The organism is Clostridium sp. AF29-8BH (assembly GCF_003478145.1).
GTDB lineage: Bacteria > Bacillota > Clostridia > Lachnospirales > Lachnospiraceae > Otoolea > Otoolea fessa.
Map to the genome: position 1 here is coordinate 1 of NZ_QUEL01000022.1, position 15628 is coordinate 15628.

Sequence of the window (15628 nt, forward strand, 5' to 3'; positions counted from 1 at the left end):
ATAGGGCAGAGGTGGAAGCGTAGTAATACGTGAAGCTGACTGTTACTAATCGGTCGAGGGCTTAACCAAAAGGTTATGGTTAAGGATAGGTAAGAGGAAGTTATTTCCTAAAAGGATGAAAGATAGAAGTAGAAGAAATTCAGTGTGCAGTTTTGAAGGTATATAAAGAAGACCGTTGTACAGAAATGTACGACGGTTTTTTGTGTAATAGGAAATTTCTTGGAATTCCCTATTACACAAAAATGCACTAACGTGCCAATGATGCGCACTCGCGCGAAGCAGAAACATGTCGCAAGCGACCGCGCTCAGCGTGAGAATGTGCCAAGGTACATTTTTTGCCAAGATTATATGAGTTCTGAACCAGAAATTTAAGGATGCGTCATGCTGCTCATGCAGCGAGAAGACGGTAACATCCGATGAAAAGAATAGATTTTTCGATTTTTTTGAAAAAGTAGTTGACATTTAAAATATAATCGGTTATACTTATCTACGTTGTTGGAAAGCAATATTCCTCGATAGCTCAGTCGGTAGAGCACGCGGCTGTTAACCGCGCTGTCGTAGGTTCGAGTCCTACTCGGGGAGTTTTTTGATCCATATACTTTATGGACCTTTAGCTCAGTTGGTTAGAGCAACCGGCTCATAACCGGTCGGTCCCGGGTTCGAGTCCCCGAAGGTCCACTCTACCCAATATGAGGTAAATAAATAATTTAATATTTGGCCCGGTGGCTCAGCTGGTTAGAGCGCCGCCCTGTCACGGCGGAGGTCGTGGGTTCGAACCCCATCCGGGTCGTTTTGATACGACTGTTATAAATTGGTTCGCGTAAGCGGATTGAGGGACAGAGTATCGTAATGGGGTCTTAGCTCAGCTGGGAGAGCATCTGCCTTACAAGCAGAGGGTCACAGGTTCGAGCCCTGTAGGCCCCATTTCATTGTTGGAAAGTAAGAAGAATTTCTGGTTGTTATATCGATATAATTTGAAATGAATCAACAATAAAAGAAATTTAAAAAAATCTAAAAAACAGTTGACATTATTCAGAATGAGTTGTATAATATGACTTGTTCGTTAAGAATAAAAAGTATGTGTGTGTAGCTCAGCTGGATAGAGCACTTGGCTACGGACCAAGGTGTCGGGAGTTCGAATCTTCTCACGCACGTCGATTTCTCTGGTTGTCAGAGAGCAAAAAGCATCCTTTTGAGGGTGCTTTTTTTGTATAATAGGGAATTCCAAGGAATTTCCTATTACACAAAAATGCACTAACGTGCCAATGACGTGCACTTGCGCGAAGATGCAGGTTGTCGCAAGCGACGCGCTCGGCGCGAGAATGTGTCAAGGCAGCAACTGTTCACAGGTAGGAATTTTCTGAACTGAAAATTCCGTACGATACAGTTCTGGCAGCAGATTTTGTCGATTTAGAATGTGCAGTATCGGCAAAATCCCGTTGATGGGCACACGTGTGCGAACCGTAACCCTGAGCACATTCTTTATTCCGTTTACGACAGCCCGGAATTGACTTTTTACCGCATGACCGATATAATAATAGGGCTGTCCCTATCAAGGCAGATAGCTTTGCGGTTTCTATGAAAGACCGCGTGGAGGAATTATGAAAACAGAATATCTGATAAAAATTGGTTCTGTCGCTAAATGGCTGGTGCCGTTTTTTGCAGCGGTGGCGCTGCTGAACGCGTAGGTTTTAAGTGGGCAGAATAAAATAGAAAGGCTGGGAAGAAGCTGGGAGATGCATCACGGATTCTGACACAGCGGAAAGGAGAAGAGATGCAGTTAGTTCAGTTAGATATGAAGCAGATATCGAGCGAGGCAGAGATTTACGACTGCCTGGTCGGTCAGATGAATTTTACCAATGCCGATGAAAAACCGGAATGGATGAATGTGATTGAGATGAACGAGCGGGATCCGTATGAGATGGATACAGAAGAACAGCCGGAGGATCCGGAGTTTAAGAAAATTCTGGAGACACCGGAGAAGACATTGGATGGTCTGGTACAGATGCTGGCTGCCCGCCTGGCAGATGATTACTGCCTGGAAGTAATCCGGGATGAAGCGGCGGATGATGAGAAGAAAGAACTGGAAAAACGTCTGGAACGCGCACTGGAAGATGCGGCGCGCACAATCGATGAAAGAGACGGGAAATTGTATGCAATACTTGAGGATACAAAACCCATGGCATTCTCCGTTATCTGATGAGCCGGAAGAAGGATTGATTCCATGTGAGGTGGTTCGGTCTTCCCGGAAGACGATCGCCATCCAGATCACGGCGGAAGGACGCCTGGTACTCCGGATTCCGAGGAGGGCTTCGGTGCAGGCTGCGATGCGGTTTGCCGAGGAGCACCGCGACTGGATAGAAGTCCATTATAAAGAAGCGGTGGAACGCCAGAGGAACCGGAAAACATATGGAGCGGAAGAAATCCGAAATTTCACAGAAAAGCTGCGCCCGGTGCTCATGCACCGGGTTGCTTTATATGCGGCGTGCATGGGCGTAACCTATGGAAAAATCACAATCCGGAACCAGAAAACGCGTTGGGGAAGCTGCAGCGCAGCTGGAAACCTAAATTTTAACTGGCGGCTGGCACTTTTGCCGGAGGATCTGATGAATTATGTGATTGTCCATGAGCTGGCACACCGGCTGGAAATGAACCATTCCGCGCGTTTCTGGACGCAGGTGGAGAATATACTGCCGGACTGGCGGGAACGGCGCAGGCGGCTTAGGGAGTATGTGATATAGAAAAGAAGCACAGACATAGATGTACTCTCGGAATTTTTCTGTGCTTGATTTTGTGAGATGATTTTTTGTCAGTTGTGCCCAAATTTCTGAGGCGTTGGCGTTGCGTCCGCCTCTGAAATTCGGGTGCGGCTGGCGGAAAATCAGCCACAAAAGCAAGTGCAAAAAAGACTCCGAGAGTACATCTAGATAATAGGAGGAACAAAATGGCAGAAGAAGTCTGGATGCTTCAGACCAAGAAAGCAGATTTTAAGCAGATCGGGGCGCGGTTTCGGATCGATCCGGTTACGGCGCGTATTATCCGGAATCGTGGGATCGAAGGAGAGGCGGCGATCGACCGCTATTTAAATGGCACGCTGGATGATCTGTATGATCCGATGCTGTTAAAAGATATGGAGCATGCCGTTTCCATCCTGTGCGAGGCTGTGGATACTGGAAAGAAGATACGGATCGTCGGTGATTATGATATTGACGGCGTCTGTTCGACGTACATATTATTGCAGGCATTTGAACGGCTGGGCAGTGATGTAGATTTTGAGATACCGGATCGCATCAAGGATGGCTACGGAATCAATGAATCGATCATCGAACAGGCGCACGCGGACGGCGTGGAGGTGATTCTGACTTGTGACAATGGTATTTCCGCGTTCCATCAGGTGGAGCTGGCGAAGAAATATGGCATGACGGTTGTCATCACGGATCATCATGAGGTGCCCTTAGATGGGGAAAAAGAGAAGATTCCACCGGCGGATGCGGTGATCGATCCGAAACAGGCAGACTGTCCGTACCCATTTCCGGAGATCTGCGGCGCAGTGGTGGCGTACAAGCTGGTGCAGGTTTTATATGCCCGCCGGGGCGTGCCGCAGATGGAATGGCTGGATTTGCTTGAATTTGCCGCGATTGCGACGGTCGGTGATGTGATGAAGCTGCAGGATGAGAACCGGATTCTGGTAAAATACGGTCTTAAAAAGATGGCGCAGACCAAAAATCTAGGGCTTCGCAGACTGGCGGAGAAAAATAATCTTGATCTGGGGGCGATCACAGCATACCATATCGGATTTGTCATTGGACCGTGCCTGAATGCGGGCGGACGATTAAAAACGGCAAAGGAAGCGCTGGCGCTTCTGCGGGCGCAGAGTGAGGAAGAGGCGGAACGCCTGGCAGAGGAACTTAAGGAATTAAATGATACCCGCAAGGATATGACCGAGCAGGGGACTGAGGCGGCGAAGCTGCAGGTAGAGAGCTGGTACCAGAAGGACAAGGTGCTGGTGGTCTTTCTGCCGGAATGCCATGAATCGCTGGCGGGCATTATTGCAGGGCGTCTGAGGGAATATTATCAGAAGCCGGCGATCGTGCTGACGCGCGGCGAGGAGGCGGTCAAAGGCTCGGGACGTTCCATTGATGAGTACCATATGTTTAAAAAGCTGACAGAGGTCAGCGATCTGCTGCTCAAATTTGGCGGGCATCCGCTGGCAGCCGGGCTTTCGCTGGAAGAGAAGAACATTGACGAGTTCCGGCGCAGACTGAATGAAAATGCGGGGCTGACGGAGGAAGATTTTAAAGCGAAAGTCTGGATCGATGTGCCGATGCCGGTGGGATATGTGACAGAACGGCTTGTGAGAGAGCTTTCCTGTCTCGAACCGTTTGGACAGGGTAACGAAAAACCGCTGTTTGCAGAGAAATCACTCCGCATCCGGGCAAGCCGCGTGCTGGGGCGCAACCGGAATGTCGTAAAAATGACGTTGGAAGAGACAGACGGACACGCGATCGAGGCGCTATATTTCGGTGACGGAACGGCGTTTGAGGAAGAGCGCGCCGGACGGCGAGAGATCGACGTCGTGTATTATCCGGACATCAATGAGTACAATGGAAGAAAAACGCTGCAGGCGGTGATCCGCCGTTATAAATTCCGGGGGTAAATGGCATGATAACGAGAAAAGATGTGATGCCGGTCAATTTCCTGAAAAAAGAAAAATTTACCGGAAGTGATACCGGGATGCGCTACCGGATGGAGATGACAAAGCGCGAAGTACCGAAAGAAGACGGCGCAGATGGCGAGACGGTCGAGGAGACAGTCCTGACCGTGACATCGTGGCCGGAACCATATGGATACGACGCAACGCCGGAAGAGGAGAAGACCCGCGAGGAATTTCCATTTTCGGAAGAAGGAATTGTGAGCGGGGTAGAGTGGCTGAACGGGCAGCATGCGCGGTATGTGAAGCCTGAAAAATAGACGGTTGCGTGAACAGAAAGAGTGAAAAAGTAGAATGAGTTGGAAAAAGACATTTTATGAGGGGCTAAAGAGCGGTATCCCCATTGGACTGGGGTATCTGCCGGTCTCCTTTACGTTTGGCTTCCTGGCGGTGTCGGGCGGTCTGCCGGTCTGGGTAGCAGTTTTTATATCGCTGACGAACTTAACGAGCGCCGGACAGTTCGCAGGGACAAACCTGATTCTGGCGGGGGCTGGGTACTTTGAGGTGGCATTGACGACGTTTGTCATCAACCTGCGCTATATGCTGATGTCACTGTCCCTGTCCCAGAAGCTCGATGAAAAGACGGGAACCGGGGCGCGCCTGGCATTGGCATTCGGCATCACGGATGAGACGTTTGTCGTCAGTTCCCTGCATCCGGGCATTTTGAAAGCGTCGTATATGCTGGGACTTATCACGATGCCGATTCTGGGGTGGAATCTTGGAACCTGGCTGGGAGGCGCGATCTCGGCGGTTCTGCCGCAGGCGCTGCAGAATGCGATGGGAATTGCCCTGTACGCGATGTTTATTGCGCTGATTCTGCCGGCGGCACGCAAATCGCGGTCGGTGTGCTGCGTCATCATTCTGGCAGTTGTGATGGTGTGCATTTTAAAATATGTTCCGGTTTTTGCCGGTATTTCCTCCGGTTTCCGGGTGATTCTGGTTACGATCGCGGCATCGGCGTTCGGTGCATGGAAATTCCCGCATGATCCGGACGGTAAAGAAGCCGGTCAGGACGAGAGTCAGAAAGAGGGGGCAGAATGATGAATACAGCAGAGGCAGCAGGAGCAGCCGGAACACTCGATATGAAATACGTGCTGACCTGTGTCCTTTTGATGGCACTGGTTACATATATTCCACGTGTTCTTCCGGTTACGATTTTCCGGAAACAGATCCGTTCGAAGTTTATCCGATCTTTCTTAGATTATACGCCGTATGCAGTGCTGGGAGCACTGACATTTCCGGATGTATTTACCTCCACAGGACATCTCTATTCGGCGGTCGGAGGAACGATCGTAGCGGTGATTTTGGGATATAAGGGAAAGAGCCTGGTGGTAGTGGCGATCGCGGCGATTGTGACGGTTTACCTGCTTGAGATGGCAGGCGGAGCCGGTCTTTTGGCGTCGCTTTCATTTTAAGAAAAATTTAAAATGAATATGCGCGAAAGCGCGGGAAATTCATCATAAATAAAAACGAAAGGTGCAGACAAGATGATTACAATGAAGGGAGCCGCTGTTTCGGCAAAGCTGAAAGAGCAGGTGGAAAAAGGGCTGGAAACCCTGACATGGGTGCCGAAACTGACGATTATCCGGGTGGGCGAGAATCCGGATGATATTTCCTATGAGAAAGGCGCGACGAAGAAGCTGACATCGTTCGGGCTTGAGGTGGAATCGAAGGTATTTCCGGGAGATATCTCGGACGAGGCATTTAAGAGGGAGTTTGCGGCGATCAATGCGGATGCGTCGGTGGACGGTATTTTAATGCTGCGCCCGCTTCCAAAACAGATCAACGAGCAGGATATTGAAAAAATGATCGATCCGGCGAAGGATCTGGACGGTATTTCCCCAGTTAATATCGCAAAGGTGTTCAGCGGCGATACGAGCGGTTTTGCGCCGTGTACGGCAGAGGCAGTGGTATGCATGCTGAAAATGAACGATATCGCGCTTTCTGGCAAACGGGTGGCAGTCGTAGGAAGAAGCATGGTTGTGGGACGCCCGCTTTCGATGCTGCTTCTGCATGAAAATGCGACCGTGACCATCTGCCACTCGAGAACCGCCAACCTGCCGGAGGTATGCCGGGAGGCGGATATTCTGACTGCCTGCGTGGGAAAAGCAGCGATGATTAACCACACTTATGTAAAAAAGGATGCGGTTGTCATTGATGTTGGGATCAATGTAGATGAAAATGGAAAACTCTGCGGCGATGTGGATTTTGCCGATCTGGAAGGAACTGCTTCGGCGGCAACCCCGGTTCCGGGCGGTGTCGGCGGCGTGACGACGGCGGTTCTGGCACAGCATCTGGTGCGCGCAGCACGGATGAAACAGGAAAAAAATAGTAATAAATAAGCGAAAGAAAGTTAAGAGAAAAGCAATACATTTCCTCTCGTTTTCAGGTATAACTATAGTAAGAATGACAGTGTACCAGCAGTTGTTCCGGAAGGTCCGAACTCATTGTGGGGTGGAATTCACGGATGAAACAGAAAAACGGGAGGAATTTTTTATGAGAAAAATGGGGATGATGCGAAACAGGATGGCATTTCTGCTGGCAGCAGGCACGATGACAATGACGTCGGCGGCAGGTCTGGCAGGTTGTACGTCCGCACCGGCATCGGTAACGGTGCAGTCGGCGGAAAATACGGGGATCACGGTGACGAGCCAGGAGAAAATCAAGCGGAGCCGGATATTGCGGAAATTACCTACAGTGTCTATTCACAGGCGGCGGATGCGAGCACCTGCCAGTCGGAGAATCAGACGGATTTGGATGCGGTTCTGGCGCTTTTGAAGGAAAAGGGAATTGCAGATACCTCGGTGCAGACGAGCGGTCTGGGGCTGAATCCGATCTATGACTGGGACAACGGCAAGAAGATCACTGGTTATGAGATGACGACGGAGGTGGTTGTATCGGATGTTGCGATTGAGGATGCAGGGGCGATCATCAGCGATTCGGTCAATGCGGGTATCAATTCGATCGATTCGGTCCAGTACCAGTGCAGCAATTTTGATGAGATTTATCAGGAAGCGCTCAAAAAAGCCATTGAGTCGGCGCGCGTGAAAGCCGAAGCGATGGCGGAGGCAGGCGGCTGCAAGCTGGGAACGATGACGAATGTGCAGGAGTACAGCAGCGGGCAGCAGGCGCGTTATTATGACACTTCTTACAGCAGCGGCATGGCGATGAAGGAAATGGCGATGGAAGATGCGGGTGCAGGCAGAAACCTGATGCGGGGCAGGTGGATGTTGAGGCAGAGGTGTCGGCTACGTTTTCCATTCAATAGGGATCAGCTGCATGAAAGGTTGTCTGGTTTCGGAGGAAAAATCGGATTTTAAACAGGAAAAGGGAATAAACACAAATTGTATAAACCTTCGCATATCTGGGATACTAACAGTGTGAAATGAATGGTCGGAAACGGCTGCTGTTTCATGAGAATGTAGAACAGAATGCGGAGGTTTATTTTTTATGTGGGGAATGATAACCGCGCTGGTTTCCGGCGCACTCATGAGTATACAGGGCGTGTTTAATTCTGCCGTGATGAAGCAGACCAGCATGTGGGTATCGGCTGGCTGGGTGCAGATAAGTGCGTTTGTGGTTTGCCTGCTGATGTGGTTTTTTACGGGGCGCGGCGCGGTATCGGAGCTTTGGCAGATCGAACCGCGGTATATGCTGACCGGCGGCGTGATCGGGGCATTTATCACGTACACGGTCATCAAGAGCTTTGACGCGCTGGGACCGGCAAAATCAGCGCTTCTGATCGTCGTGGCGCAGATCCTGGTGGCGTACCTGATTGAGGTGTTTGGCTGGTTCGGTGTGGAGAAAGCGGGATTTGAGTGGCGCAAGGCGATCGGGGCGGCGGTTGCGATTGCGGGGATTGTGATTTTCAGATGGGAATAAAAATTTTCTGCTTGTGTTTAAAGGGGGTTTTGGTTAGAATAGAATTACGGACAAAACGCGCCTCGGAAAAAGAGGGGTGCAGAAGATGAAACAGACAAATCAAACAGTAAATCGGAAACGATGGATGCGAACAGGGGCAGTCGGCGTGGTATTTTTGGCGGCTGTTTTGTGTTTTGGTGTGCAGAGCCGGCGAGAGAAGCGGACGGTGGTGCTGGAGACGCAGAACAGTTTTTCAAAAGAAGTGGATGATTCGCAGGAAAGCTCCGAACGTCCAGCAAAACGGTCAAACGGTGGGGCAGTGGATGGGGATAATGAAGCAGCAGAGAACGCTGCGCCTGAGGAGCAATCAAAAGAAAATCCCCAAACGCCGGAATCGAGAATCCTATATATCCACGTCTGCGGCGAGGTAGCCGCACCGGGCGTCTATGAGCTTCCGGCGGGCAGCCGTATGTATGAGGCGGTTGAAAAGGCGGGCGGGATGACGTCGGAGGCGGCGCAGGAATCTGTAAATCTGGCGCAGGCGATCGAGGATGGACAGCAGCTTCGGATTCCGAGCCGGGAAGAGATTCGGAAATATCAGGAAACAGGGAAGGATGTCTCCGGGCTTCTGGGAGCCGGAGGCGCTGCTGGGAATGGCAGCGAGTCAGCTTCGCAGAAATCTGGAAGCAGTGCAGCATTGATTAATTTAAACACAGCTTCCAAAGAAGAGTTGATGACTTTAAACGGTATCGGCGCGGCGCGGGCGGAAGCGATTCTTTCTTACCGGGAGCAGAGGGGCGGTTTCCGGACGATTGAGGATATTATGAAGGTGCCTGGCATCAAGAACGCGGCATTTCAGAAGATAAAAGATAAGATTACAGTATAGAGAGATAGAAGCATAGTGGTTGAGGTGGAGAATGGCGAAGGTATTAGTGGTAGATGATGAAAAATTAATAGTAAAAGGAATCCGTTTCAGTCTGGAACAGGATGGATTTGAAGTTGCCTGCGCCTATGACGGGGAGGAAGCGCTTCAGATGGCGAAGGAGACGGAGTATGATATGGTTCTTCTGGACGTGATGCTGCCGAAGCTGAACGGATTTGAAGTCTGCCAGGCAATCCGGGAGTTCTCCGAGATGCCGATCATTATGCTGACCGCAAAAGGCGACGATATGGATAAGATTCTGGGGCTGGAATACGGCGCCGATGATTATATCACGAAGCCATTTAACATTTTGGAAGTAAAGGCGCGCATCAAGGCGATCCTGCGCCGCAATTCCAAGAAATCGAGACAGGAGCCGCAGCAGACAAAGAAAGTCATCGAGGCGGGCGATCTGACGCTGGATTCGGACAGCCGCCGGGTCTTTATCGCTTCCCGCGAGATCAATCTGACCGCGAAGGAATTTGACCTTCTGGAGCTCCTGGTGTGCAATCCGGGCAAGGTTTACAGCCGCGAGGAGCTGCTGCGCTTTGTCTGGGGCAACCGGGCGGCGGCGGGCGGCGATGTCCGCACCGTAGACGTTCATGTGCGGCGGCTGCGCGAGAAGATCGAGCCGAGTCCGAGTGATCCGAAATATGTACATACGAAATGGGGCGTGGGGTACTACTTCCGGATTCGGTAATGTAGAAAAGAACTCAGAAGAGGATGAAAGGGGCGCTGCAGGGGAGTGTGTATCCCGGCAGCAGCTCTTTTTCTTTAGGTGACAAAGGCAGATGGGGCAGAGAATGAACGAGGAAAACCAAGAACAGGATCAGAAGAATGAAATTGCAGGGAAGCAGGAAGAGCCGGGACAGATAGTTTCAGAAAAAGTGGAGAAGAAACGAGAGAAGAAACCAAAGAAAAAGCGTCTTCGCATCCAGGGCGCCGCGTGGAGGCGGCTGGATAACACGGCGAAGCTCTTTGCGGCGGTGTCGGGCGAGGATTTAAGCAGTGTATTCCGGATTTCGGCGGTTCTGAAAGAAAAAGTAGATCCGGAGCTTTTGCAAAGGGCGCTTGTGCGGACACTTCTGGAGTTTGAAAATTTCCGGGTGAAGCTGCGGAAGGGATTTTTCTGGTATTATTTTGAGACGAACAACCGGAATCCGGGCGTGGAAGAAGAACAGAGTGCACCGTGCCGTTTCATTGATCCGCACCGGGGGGCGCGGTTCCCATTCCGTGTGAGCTACTATGGATGCAGGATCAATTTTGAAGTGTTTCACGGGCTGACGGACGGACTGGGGGCGCTGCGGTTTGCTTCACGGCTTACAGAACATTATCTGGAACTGGTGAAAAAATTGCCGGTTATGGTGCAGGAGCGGGAGTTTTCGCCGCTCCGGGAGGACGATTATCTGCGACATTACCGGAAACTGCCGCATCGGCATTATAACAGCAGACCGGCGATTGCGATTCAGGGGGAATTTCTCCCATTTGATCAGATGGCAGTGCTGCAGGGGACGATTGAGGTGTCGGCACTGAAGACGGAATGCAGGAAGGTGGGGGTCAGCATCACCAAATATCTGGCGGCGGTGCTTCTCTGGGCGATCATCCAGACGGAGACGGATGGGAAAACGCTGAAACGTCCGGTGGCGCTCAATCTTCCGGTGAACCTACGGAGTTTTTTTGAGTCGGAGACGCTGGCAAACTTCTTTGCTGTCGTGAATATTTCGTGGGCGGCGGGAAAGGCGCCGGAGGCATTGGAAGAAGTGATTGCGTCTGTGAGCCGCCAGATGGATGAGCAGATCGTGAAGGAGCGGCTGGAGGAGACGATCTCCTACAATGTGTCGAATGAGAAAAAATGGTATGTGCGGGCGATCCCGCTATTTGTCAAACATCTGGCGATGCAGTTGATTTTTCTGCACACCAGCCGCGCCCACACGATGACATTTTCCAACATCGGACCGGCGCAGGTTCGGGAGGAATTGAAAGATTCGATCGAGGGCTTTCAGCTTCTTGTCGGCGCATCGCCGAAGCAGCGGATGAAATGCGGGGCGGTGGCGTATGACGGGAAATTATGCCTGTCGTTTACGAGCGCGATGGCAGAGAACCGGCTTCCGGAGTTTTTCTTTCACTTTTTGGAGGAAAAGGGCATCCGGGTAGAGAGAGAGAGCAATGGAATCACGGATACGAAGCATGATAAAGGACGTTATCCAGTGATTGCCCAGGATCGAGAGCGCGTGCGCCGTGCGGTGCGGGGATTTTATGTGTCATTGGTGCTCGTATCGCTTCTGGCGGGGCTTACGAATCTGGCGACTTATCATCGGATTCCGTTTAAATGGTCGCTTCTGACGGCGGGCGCGGCGGCATATGTGGCGATGACGCTGCGGTTTTCGGTCATGCGGCATGCGAGCCTGGCAGGAACGCTGGTGCGGCAGTCCCTGGGAATTCAGGCAATTTTGCTTCTGATTGACGCGCTTACAGGGCTTCGGGGGTGGTCGGTGGACTACGCGATCCCATGCGTCGCACTGTTTGAGGTGGCGGCGGTTCTTCTGATGATGTTAGTCAACCGGATGAACTGGCAGAGCTATTTTATGTATCAGATCACAATTACATTTCTGAGCTTTGTGCCGTTGATTTTCTGGAAAATCGGGTGGACGCATCATCGCGTCTGACGGTGCTGGCAGCAGGTGTGTCGGTGGCAGCGCTGGCGGCGACGGTGATTCTGGGCGACCGGAGTGTGAAGCGGGAATTGAAGAGGCGGTTTCATGTGTAAATGGCAGGAAAATCGGTCACAGTAAAGGAACGATCTATAAAAATACGAAGATTGAAAATTTGGATGAAAGAAAGGGAAGAAGCATGAGTCGGAAAACAGTCAGCATGATAGGCAATCTGACGCGTGATATGATGAGTGACGTGATGGAGACATCGTTAAAGAAGCCGATCCAGACCGGCGAATTCCGGAAAAATCCGGTCGAACCGGCGTGGAGATGTCCGGCGGAATATATTTATGAGCTGGTAAAAACAGAACAGTTTGTGATGGAATATTTGAAGCCGAAGCAGGCGGTGACGGGGCGCGTCATTTTGCAGCTGCACGGCGGCGGGTATATCGGTCCGATGAAAAATATTTACCGGCGGTTTGCGGTTAAGTATTCACAGATCAGCTTCGGCGCGGATGTTCTGACGCCGGACTACCGGGTGGCGCCGGAGCATCCGTATCCGGCGGCGCTGGAGGATGCGGTGTACGCGTACCGATGGCTTCTGGAAGAGAAGAAATACCAGCCGTCCCAGATCGTGGTAGCCGGGGATTCGGCGGGCGGCGGCCTGGCGCTGGCGCTCTGTCTGTATGCGAAAGATCACGGGCTGCCGCTTCCTGCGGGCATTATCACGATGTCGCCGTGGACGGATGTAAGTCTGAGCGGGGCATCGTATGAGGAAAATTATACGATCGATCCACTGTTTGGTAATTCGAAGGAAAATATGTTGTACCAGTGCAGCTACATCGGGAATGCCAATCCGAAAAATCCGTATCTGTCGCCGCTGTTTGGAGATTTTGAAGGATTTCCGCCGATGCTGATGCAGGTGGGCGCGTATGAGGTGCTTTTAGATGATACGAGGGCGGCAGCGAAAAAGGCGCGCGCCGAGGGCGTCAAGGTGCGCTGCTCGGTCTATGACGGGATGTTCCATGTATTTCAGATGGGACTCGACCTGATTCCGGAGAGCCGCGAGGCATGGGAAGAGGTCGCGGAATATCTACGGATCATCTACCGGATTCATCGGGAGCCGGAGGGAACGGTCGTGAAAAAGGTAAAAACGAGACGCAAAGAGACGGAAGACCGGGCGCGGCTGAATCTGTTGGCATTTTTAAAACGGGAGCTTAAAAAGTGAAGATTACGTTAGTGACAGTAGGAAAAATTAAGGAAAAATATCTGGAGGCGGCGATCGCGGAGTACAGCAAGCGGCTGGGGCGTTACTGCCGTCTGGAGATCGTGCAGGTGGCGGATGAAAAAACGCCGGATAAGGCGAGTGAGCTGCAGGAAGCGCAGATCCGCGACAAGGAAGGCGAGCGGATTCTGGCGCATATCAAGGAGGACGCGTATGTGATTGCACTTGCGATCGATGGAAAGCAGCGTTCCTCGGAGGAGATGGCGGCATGGATGGAAGACCTGGGCGTGCGAGGTGAGAGCCATCTGCAGTTTATCATCGGAGGTTCGCTGGGGTTGTCGCAGGCGGTGTTAAACCGTGCGGACACGAAGATCAGCTTTTCGCGCCTGACCTTTCCACACCAGCTGATGCGCGTGATTTTGCTGGAACAGATTTACCGGAGTTTCCGGATTATAAAAGGAGAACCGTATCATAAGTAGACATAATGCATGATGGGTGATTAAAAATTAGCTATTCATAATGCGCGAGAGCAGTTCGAGATCCTCTTTTTTGACCTTTAAGTTAGATGCCACCTCGGTTCCGTCCGGGGCGGTCACTTTTAGGGAAATGACGCTGTCCTCGCGCAGCGCGCGGGTGTAGGCGGCTTTCAGAAAAGGGGAAAATTTAGGGTGGCGGGCTTTGAAACGCGCCCACTCGTCCCGAAATTGCAGTAAGGATGAAAGATTCATGTGATTAAGTCCTTTCCGTTTTAATAACTGATGGTAGTGTATCATGCGCGGGGAAGGCATGTAAAGAGGAAAAATTATCAGTAACGAGAGGTAGACTGATAATTGTTCGCAGTAACGTAGACAGGAGAATCAAGATTCATGGAACAGGTACAGAAGAAAAATATACTAGGCACGGAGCCGATCGGCGGGCTTTTGCGGCAGTTTGCGGTGCCAAGTATTATCGCGATGCTGGTAGGCGCCCTTTATAATATCGTCGATCAGTTTTTTATCGGAAGAAGCGTGGGAGAGCTGGGGAATGCAGCGACGAACGTGGCGTTTCCGTTGACGATCTCCTGTGTGGCGCTGGCGCTTCTGTTTGGAATCGGCGGTGCGGCGTCCTTTAACCTGACGCTGGGAGGCGGCGATCGGGAAAAGGCGTTATTTTATATTGGAAATGCGGCGACGCTTCTGTTTGGAAGCGGTGTGATTCTGGGGACTGTGGCGCTTTTTTGCCTGACGCCGATGCTGCGCTTTTTCGGTTCGCCGGACAATGTGCTGGCGTATGCCAAAACGTATACGGGTATCACGGCTCTGGGATTTCCATTTCTGATTCTGACCAACGGCGGCGGGCATCTGGTGAGGGCGGACGGAAGCCCGCTTAATGCGATGCTTTACAATTTATCCGGGGCGCTGATCAATACAGTGCTCGATCCGCTGTTTATTTTTGGATTACATATGGGAATGGCGGGTGCTGCGCTGGCGACGATCATTGGACAGATTTTTTCAGGAATCCTGATTATCCGGTATCTGCGCCGTTACAAAAACGGACGGCTGACAGCGGCGCATCTTCGACCCCAGAGAACATATGTAAGCATGATTACCTCATTGGGGGCAGCGGCATTTTTCAACCAGCTTGCGATGCTGGTGGTGCAGATCGTGTTAAATAAATCCTTGACCTACTACGGTGCGCATTCGGACTATGGGGAATCGATTCCGCTGGCGTGTGCCGGCATTATCACGAGGTCAATCAGGTGTTTTTTTCGATCGTCATCGGTCTTTCGCAGGGCATGCAGCCGATCGCAAGTTTCAATTATGGCGCGAAAAATTATGCGCGCGTGCGGCAGGTGTATGGGTTGGCGCTCAGGTGGGGATTTGCGGTGTCGGCGGTGTCCTTTGCGTGTTTCCAGTTGATTCCGCGTCCGATCATCGGGCTGTTCGGGGAAGGATCGGAGATGTATTTCCAGTTTGCGGAAAAATATTTCCGGATTTACCTGTTTTTCACGTTCTTAAACTGTGTGCAGCCGATTGCGTCGAACCTGTTTACGGCGATTGGAAAACCGAAAAAGGGTATTTTCCTGTCCCTGACGCGCCAGATTCTCTTTTTGCTGCCGCTGATTGTGATTCTGCCACTGTTTATCGGCATTGACGGCATCATGTATGCCGGACCGATCGCGGACTTTGTGGCGGGCGTGGTGGCTCTTGCGATGGCAGGCGTGGAGGTGAGACGGCTGCGGCGGATGGAAAGTGCGTCCGTGCATGCATAGGCGGATGGTA

General features: G+C 51.5%; 16 protein-coding genes, 5 tRNA genes and 1 pseudogene. 21 read left to right on the plus strand and 1 reads right to left on the minus strand.

Going from position 1 to position 15628, the window contains the following annotated elements:
* Nucleotides 1-509: 509 nt before the first annotated feature.
* The 19 genes and pseudogenes from DWZ16_RS12085 (at nt 510) to rlmH (ending at nt 13846) form a co-directional block, all read left to right on the plus strand.
* Nucleotides 510-582 (plus strand) — tRNA-Asn (locus DWZ16_RS12085).
* A gap of 22 nt (nt 583-604) precedes the next feature.
* Nucleotides 605-678 (plus strand) — tRNA-Ile (locus DWZ16_RS12090).
* A 38-nt stretch (nt 679-716) separates the two neighbouring features.
* Nucleotides 717-790, plus strand: a tRNA-Asp gene (locus tag DWZ16_RS12095).
* 61 nt (nt 791-851) lie between these two features.
* Nucleotides 852-924: transfer RNA gene (locus DWZ16_RS12100), tRNA-Val, on the plus strand.
* Nucleotides 925-1080: 156 nt separating this feature from the next.
* Nucleotides 1081-1154 (plus strand) — tRNA-Arg (locus DWZ16_RS12105).
* Nucleotides 1155-1774: 620 nt separating this feature from the next.
* Nucleotides 1775-2200, plus strand: coding sequence for a hypothetical protein (locus tag DWZ16_RS12110; protein WP_022358685.1), 426 nt, complete (start codon nt 1775-1777; stop codon nt 2198-2200).
* On the plus strand, nt 2163-2741 hold the full coding sequence (locus tag DWZ16_RS12115) for a M48 family metallopeptidase (RefSeq protein WP_333491457.1): 579 nt from the start codon (nt 2163-2165) through the stop codon (nt 2739-2741). Before DWZ16_RS12110 ends, DWZ16_RS12115 begins: the two co-directional genes overlap by 38 nt.
* A gap of 203 nt (nt 2742-2944) precedes the next feature.
* Nucleotides 2945-4657, plus strand: coding sequence for a single-stranded-DNA-specific exonuclease RecJ (gene recJ, locus DWZ16_RS12125; protein ID WP_117796866.1), 1713 nt, complete (start codon nt 2945-2947; stop codon nt 4655-4657).
* A 5-nt stretch (nt 4658-4662) separates the two neighbouring features.
* Nucleotides 4663-4971: a hypothetical protein gene (locus tag DWZ16_RS12130; RefSeq protein WP_107001309.1), complete on the plus strand. Its 309-nt coding sequence runs from the start codon at nt 4663-4665 to the stop codon at nt 4969-4971.
* A 34-nt stretch (nt 4972-5005) separates the two neighbouring features.
* Nucleotides 5006-5752, plus strand: coding sequence for an AzlC family ABC transporter permease (locus DWZ16_RS12135; protein WP_117796867.1), 747 nt, complete (start codon nt 5006-5008; stop codon nt 5750-5752).
* 41 nt (nt 5753-5793) lie between these two features.
* Nucleotides 5794-6126, plus strand: a complete 333-nt coding sequence (locus DWZ16_RS12140) for an AzlD domain-containing protein (protein WP_117796890.1) — start codon at nt 5794-5796, stop codon at nt 6124-6126.
* 72 nt (nt 6127-6198) lie between these two features.
* Entirely contained in the window at nt 6199-7053 is an 855-nt protein-coding gene (locus tag DWZ16_RS12145) for a bifunctional 5,10-methylenetetrahydrofolate dehydrogenase/5,10-methenyltetrahydrofolate cyclohydrolase (RefSeq protein WP_117796868.1), read from the plus strand.
* 243 nt (nt 7054-7296) lie between these two features.
* Nucleotides 7297-8031: an SIMPL domain-containing protein gene (locus DWZ16_RS12150; protein ID WP_182427362.1), complete on the plus strand. Its 735-nt coding sequence runs from the start codon at nt 7297-7299 to the stop codon at nt 8029-8031.
* Nucleotides 8032-8161: 130 nt separating this feature from the next.
* Entirely contained in the window at nt 8162-8593 is a 432-nt protein-coding gene (locus DWZ16_RS12155) for a DMT family transporter (RefSeq protein WP_117796869.1), read from the plus strand.
* Between the two features lie 85 nt (nt 8594-8678).
* Entirely contained in the window at nt 8679-9458 is a 780-nt protein-coding gene (locus DWZ16_RS12160) for a helix-hairpin-helix domain-containing protein (protein ID WP_118522938.1), read from the plus strand.
* A gap of 31 nt (nt 9459-9489) precedes the next feature.
* A complete protein-coding gene (locus tag DWZ16_RS12165) occupies nt 9490-10191 on the plus strand; it encodes a response regulator transcription factor (RefSeq protein WP_022359279.1) in 702 nt (233 codons plus the stop codon).
* 1390 nt (nt 10192-11581) lie between these two features.
* Nucleotides 11582-12258 (plus strand): annotated as a pseudogene (locus DWZ16_RS16285) (DUF6320 domain-containing protein).
* Between the two features lie 83 nt (nt 12259-12341).
* On the plus strand, nt 12342-13370 hold the full coding sequence (locus DWZ16_RS12175) for an alpha/beta hydrolase (RefSeq protein WP_107001314.1): 1029 nt from the start codon (nt 12342-12344) through the stop codon (nt 13368-13370).
* Nucleotides 13367-13846: a 23S rRNA (pseudouridine(1915)-N(3))-methyltransferase RlmH gene (rlmH, locus tag DWZ16_RS12180; protein WP_022359275.1), complete on the plus strand. Its 480-nt coding sequence runs from the start codon at nt 13367-13369 to the stop codon at nt 13844-13846. Before DWZ16_RS12175 ends, rlmH begins: the two co-directional genes overlap by 4 nt.
* Nucleotides 13847-13873: 27 nt before the next feature.
* Here rlmH and DWZ16_RS12185 read toward each other — a convergent pair whose 3' ends face one another.
* Nucleotides 13874-14095 carry a hypothetical protein gene (locus DWZ16_RS12185; protein WP_107001315.1) on the minus strand — a complete coding sequence of 74 codons (222 nt, stop codon included), beginning with the start codon at nt 14093-14095 and terminating at the stop codon, nt 13874-13876.
* A 138-nt stretch (nt 14096-14233) separates the two neighbouring features.
* Here DWZ16_RS12185 and DWZ16_RS12190 point away from each other — a divergent pair, with 138 nt between their 5' ends.
* The gene (locus DWZ16_RS12190; RefSeq protein ID WP_412694343.1) at nt 14234-15265 is read left to right on the plus strand and encodes an MATE family efflux transporter; all 1032 of its coding nucleotides are present in this window, start codon (nt 14234-14236) and stop codon (nt 15263-15265) included.
* Complete coding sequence (locus tag DWZ16_RS16965) at nt 15151-15618, plus strand: MATE family efflux transporter (RefSeq protein ID WP_412694344.1); 468 nt, start codon at nt 15151-15153, stop codon at nt 15616-15618. Before DWZ16_RS12190 ends, DWZ16_RS16965 begins: the two co-directional genes overlap by 115 nt.
* The last annotated feature ends 10 nt before the right edge of the window (nt 15619-15628 follow it).